The sequence below is a fragment of the uncultured Fretibacterium sp. genome (genome assembly GCF_938030725.1).
Classification (GTDB): domain Bacteria; phylum Synergistota; class Synergistia; order Synergistales; family Aminobacteriaceae; genus Fretibacterium.
In genome coordinates, this window is record NZ_CALHIQ010000068.1 from 1 (window position 1) to 5,313 (window position 5,313).

Genomic DNA, 5,313 nt, shown 5'->3' on the forward strand with positions numbered 1-5,313 from the left:
AGCCCGACTGCACCATCGGGATCATGGCCAGGACCATCACCCCGTTCATGCCGAACCGCACCAGGACGTCCGAGAGCGACGTGTCCACGCGCACCCCAACGAAGGGCGCCGCGATGAAGAGGCTCAACAGGAAGAGTCCGATGATGAAGCGCGGCCACCCCACGTTCTCGATAAACCTTCTGATCATACCGCCGCCTCCTCAACGCTTTGCCCCATCATCAGGAGGCCGAAGTCCTCCGCCGGCCTGGAGGCCAGCAGGACGCCCGCAATGCGCCCCTCGCCCACGACGGCGATCCGGTCACAGATGGAGCGCAGCTCCTCGAGCTCCGACGACGCGACGATGATGGTGATGCCGTGCTCCTCGTTGTAGTTTCTCAGGGTGTTCAGCACCAGCTCCTTCGCGCCGACGTCGATGCCGCGCGTGGGCTCGCAGACCAGGAGGAGGTCCGGCCGCAGGGCGAACGCCTTGGCCAGACAAATCTTCTGCTGGTTCCCTCCGGACAGCTCTCCGGCGCGCTGGCTCGGCCCCGTGCACTTGATGTCGAGGGCCCGGATGAACCTCTCCGCCTCCTCCGTCATGGCCCGGTCGTCCCGCAGCTGGAGGAGGTGGGGAATCCCCTTGAGGAAGCGGCCCTGGACCTGCATCGCCGTGAAGGTGATGTTCCAGTCGATGCGCTCGTCCAGCAGGAGCCCCACGCCCCGACGGTCCTCCGACACGAAGGCCATGCGGCGGTCCAGAGCGCGGCGCGGCCGGTTCAGGGGAACGCGCTTCCCAAGGAATTCCACGCGCCCGCCGGCCGGATGGAGCCCCATGATGCCGTTGGGGATGCCCAGCTTCCCGTGCCCAGCCAGGCCGCCGATGCCGAAGATCTCCCCCTTCCGCACCTCAAAGGAGACGTCGCGCACCGTTTCGCCCGGCATGTCCACCCACAGGTGTTCCACCTTCAGGACGGGCTCCGTCTGGGGGACAGGGCGGCGACTGGAGGCCTCCTCCCCCGCCGTTTCCACGTGGCGGCCCACCATCCAGGAGGCGATCTCCCGAATCGTCGCCTTCCCGGCGTCCGCGTCCCGGATCACCGCCCCGTCCCGAAGCACGACGATGCGATTGCACAGGTCCTTTACCTCGTGCAGCCGGTGGGAGATGAACACGATGGCGATCCCCTTCTCCGCCAGCGCTCTGAGCGCCGCCAGCAGGATCTCCGCCTCGGACTCCGTCAGGACGGCCGTGGGCTCGTCCAGGAACAGGAGGCGGGTCTTGCTGCGGTCGATCTCACGGGCGATCTCGATGAACTGCTTGTAGCCGACGGGCATCTCCGCAACGGTCATATCCGGGCTGATGTCGACGCCCAGCGTTCGGATGGCTCGTTCCGCACGGCCCCGCATCGAGCCCCGATCCAGCGTCGCCATGCGGCTGCTGAAGACGTACTCCAGCAGGGAGGGGTTCAGCACCTCGCGGTTGAGCAGGATGTTCTCGGTCGCGGTGAAGCCGGGGATCAGGGAGAACTCCTGATGGACCATGCCGATCCCCGCTTCGAGCGCCTCGTGGGGCGAGGCGAAGCGAACGGGCCTGCCGTCCATGAGCACCGTCCCCTCGTACCCGCCCGTCTGCGCGATGACCGGCATGCCGAACAGGATGTTCATCAGCGTGGACTTCCCCGCTCCATTCTCTCCCACGAGCCCCAGGATCTCCCCGGCCCTGAGCGAGAAACTCACGTTGGAGAGCACCCGGTTCCCGTAGTATTCTTTCCCGATGTTCTGCAATTCCAGGAGGAGTGTATCGGACAAATAAATCACCTCTAAACGCAGAATTAAACCTTAATTGTGCTGATTGAGGAGGGCGCACTCCCCCCTCGGCCTCATCGAGGCCCGTCGTTCTCCCATGAAAAGCCGAGCCCGCGGGAGAACGCGCGAGGTCGGCGGAGCGGCACGCTACTTGCTGACGTTGTAGTACTTCTCAGGGACCTCGACAGAAGTCGTTCCCATGAAGCCCTTGCCCAGCATGTAGGTGTCCTGGTACACGAGGACCATCTTCTTGTTCCGGACTCCCGTCCCAGCGTCCACGTAGTAGCCCGCGTTCCAGGTCGTACCCGGCGTGACGTCGTTGTAGCAGGCGATCAGGTCCTTCAAGCTGTCCAGCTTGGCCTGCCCCTCCACGACGCGCTTGCCGAACTCGGCCAGCGCAGCGGTGTGGGTGTAGCCCAGGGAGAAGGCCCAGGTCCCCATGCGCCCGCCGCCTCCGGCGGCGACCACCGCGTCCTCGAGCTTCTTCAGGATCGCAGGCCAGTCGCCCTTCTCGTTGGCGAAGTCGATCCCGAAGGCGCCCGGATACCCCATCAGCGGCGAGGGAAGGTCTGCTTCGATGAAGTAGCCGCCCAGTTCCGCGATGCGCTTCAGCAGGGGCTCCGTGTGGGCGTCGTTCGTGCAGAAGAACGCCGTGTTCTTTCCATACTTCTCGACCCAGGCCGGCATCTTCTCAAGGATGAACTGCTGCGCGCCCGCCACGCCCACGTCGCTGGTGGGGTCTGGAGCCGTTTCAAACACGAACTTGATCCCCAGGTCCCTGCACGCCTCCTCCATGATGGCGCGGCGCCGGCCCAGCGTTTCGTAGCTCATGTGACGCGGGAAGGAGATGTGGACGAAGGTGTCCACGCCCAGCTCCTTCGCCGTGTGGGGGATCAGGTAGCCGCGGCTGATGAGGTCGCCCTGGGACACTAGGTCCGCGGCCACGGTCGTGACGCTGGGGTCCTCGTGTCCCTCGCCGATCAGGAGGATGATGTCCGGCCGCTTCTCGCGGACGCGGCGGAAGCCCTCCGTCGTGCCGGGGATGCCCTGGTTGACCACGATCACCTTCATCTTGGGGTCGTCCGCCAGGCCGACGATCTGTCCGATCGTCGTTTCCTGCTCCGTCATGAAGCTGTCGGGATAGGTGATGTGGGTGATCATGCCGCCCTTTGCGGTGTCGCCATACTTCTGGATCATCAGCTCGGCGCCGCGCAGGTCGTCCTCGCTCTGGGACACCGTCCCCGTCACGATCCCGATGTGGAAATCGGGCTCCGCCGCCAGGGCGGGAAGGGCAAACAGTCCGCAAACCAGCAAAGCCAACAGTACAGACTTCAACTTCACTAAAAACGCCTCCTTATCCAATTTTACATTGGAGCGAAATGAGATGAGAGAACCGGGAACGGCCCAAGGACCGCCATTATTATAACAAAAAACAGAAAAAATAGACCAAATTGTCAGGAAGTTGATCGTGGGGGACCTGGGGAGTCGCCCTCAAAAAAAGCTCCCGTCCGAAGGGCGGGAGCTTTCGCACCTTACGTCGAGCGCCTATTTCGCCGCGTCGTCGGAAGCCGGCTGAGGCTCGGCATCGGTCGCCGCGTCGTCAGAGGCCGGCTGGTCGGAGCTGGCCGCTGCCGCATCCGCAGAGGCTGGGAAGAGCGACGCATCGTAGATCACGACTTCGGCCTTCGCCATGAGATCCGCCTCATAGTCGTTCAGCTTCCGGCGCTCTTCCTGGCTGCGCAGGAAGGCGCGGACGTCGCTGCTGACGTCCTCGTAGGGACGGATGGACTCCGAAACGAGCTCCGTCTTGACGGCGACGGAGAAGTCGCCGCTCGTGGCGGAGAAGACGGGGCTGACGGCCCCCACATCCAGAGAGGCCAACTCCGCCAGGGCGCCGGTGAAGGCCGACTCCGGAAGGAAGAGGGGCTCCCGCGTGACGCTGAGGACGTCCATCGAGGCCAGCGCGTCCCCGGAGGTCGCCTGGGCCCAGTCCGTTCCTGCCTGCAGGCTGGCCCTCAGCGCCTCGGCGTCGGCGCTGGCTCCGAAGCGAGCCACCTGGAGGTTGACCCCAGCCGGCGTGCGGAAGAGCTGATCCTTGATGGAGTCGTAGAACTTGACGGCCTCGTCCTCGCTCACCGTGACGTCCCCAACGGCCACGTGCAGCAGTTGCTGGACGGCCAGCTGGCGGGCCAGGTTTTTCTTGTACTCCGCGCTGCTGATCCCCTGCCGCTCCAGGGCCGCGTAGAAGGCCTCGCGGGTCGGGAACGCCGAGTCGGCGTAGGCCTTCATGGCCTGCTCCGCGTCGGCGTCGGAGATGGCGATATCCGCCTTCCGCACCTCGTTCTCCAACTGCTGCTCCAGGACGTACTGGTCCAGAACCGCCTGATAGACCGCCGGCATGTCCAGCGAGGCCGCGTTGCGCAGGCCCGAGTTCTCCAGGTAGGCGCGCAGGCGGTTCTCAAGCTCGGAGCGCATCAGCGGCCGACCGCCGACCGCCGCCACCTCATAATCCGTCATGGTCCCGTCCGCGCTGCGGCTCGGCCCGCGGCGTCCGCTGCGCCCCTCGTACATCAAAAACGTGGAGAGCAGAAAAGTCACCACAATTATGATCATGATCCACTTCATGTGCGTCCTCAGGTTCTTCAGCATCCCAAACATCGCCCCTTAGAAATTGAAATCGCTCGGAGGTCCAAAAAGCGCCCCCCGCACAGCCCCCCAAGAGAGCGTGCGCCAAGTTTGGATTTTAACACACCTTCCGCGGTCTGAACAATACGGCGGCGACTTAAATCCGCGGGCTGCGACGGCTTCATCGAGGGGTAAGGCTGCTACCGTACAGGAAGCATCGCTCCCTGCTCCCCGTGCCTCGTCATGCCCTTCTGCCCTCTTTTTTCTGAAGCGCCAGCACGGACAGGAACTCGAAGACGATGTTGCAGGCCGCGAGGGAAGTGATCTCGGCGACGTCGTAGGGCGGCGCCACCTCGACGACGTCAAACCCGACGAAGTTGACGTCCGTCAGGCCGCGAATGAAGCTGATGGCTTCAAACGTGGAGTATCCTCCCACCTCCGGCGTTCCCGTGGCCGGCGCATAGGCGGGGTCGATGAAGTCGATGTCGAACGTGAGGAAGGCCTTGTTATCCCCCACCCTCCTCCTGATCTCGTCCAGGACCGCCGGAATCCCCATCTCACGCACCTTGTGGGTCGGGATCAGCTTCAGCCCCAGGTCCGCAGCTAGCTTGAACTCCCCTGCATCGTACAGGGAGCCTCTCATACCGACCTGAACGGACTTGTGGGGATCGATCAGGCCCTCCTCGATGGCGCGTCGGAAGGGCGTCCCGTGATTGTACTTCTCGCCGAAGACCTCGTCGTTGATGTCCGCGTGGGAATCGAAGTGGATGAGGCTGACCGGGCCGTGCTTCCCGGCCACCGCCCTCAGCTCCGCCAGGGTGATGGAATGGTCCCCTCCCAGGGCGATCGGCAGGGCCCCCGCATCCAGTATCCTGGACGCGAACGCCTCGATGGCGGCATAGGTCG

General features: G+C 64.3%; 4 protein-coding genes and 1 pseudogene. All 5 read right to left on the reverse strand.

The window, feature by feature from the left end; genetic code table 11:
• Positions 1–187 (reverse strand): annotated as a pseudogene (locus tag Q0629_RS04045) (ABC transporter permease); the annotation flags it as partial.
• Positions 184–1,785: a sugar ABC transporter ATP-binding protein gene (locus Q0629_RS04050; protein WP_298779231.1), complete on the reverse strand. Its 1,602-nt coding sequence runs from the start codon at positions 1,783–1,785 to the stop codon at positions 184–186. The gene Q0629_RS04050 and the pseudogene Q0629_RS04045, both read right to left, overlap by 4 nt.
• A gap of 144 nt (positions 1,786–1,929) precedes the next feature.
• On the reverse strand, positions 1,930–3,105 hold the full coding sequence (locus Q0629_RS04055) for a DUF3798 domain-containing protein (protein WP_298779238.1): 1,176 nt from the start codon (positions 3,103–3,105) through the stop codon (positions 1,930–1,932).
• A 222-nt stretch (positions 3,106–3,327) separates the two neighbouring features.
• Positions 3,328–4,431, reverse strand: a complete 1,104-nt coding sequence (locus Q0629_RS04060; RefSeq protein ID WP_298779234.1) for a SurA N-terminal domain-containing protein — start codon at positions 4,429–4,431, stop codon at positions 3,328–3,330.
• A gap of 217 nt (positions 4,432–4,648) precedes the next feature.
• Positions 4,649–5,313 (reverse strand): arginase family protein (locus Q0629_RS04065; RefSeq protein WP_298779236.1); only part of this gene is annotated, 665 nt, incomplete at its 5' end.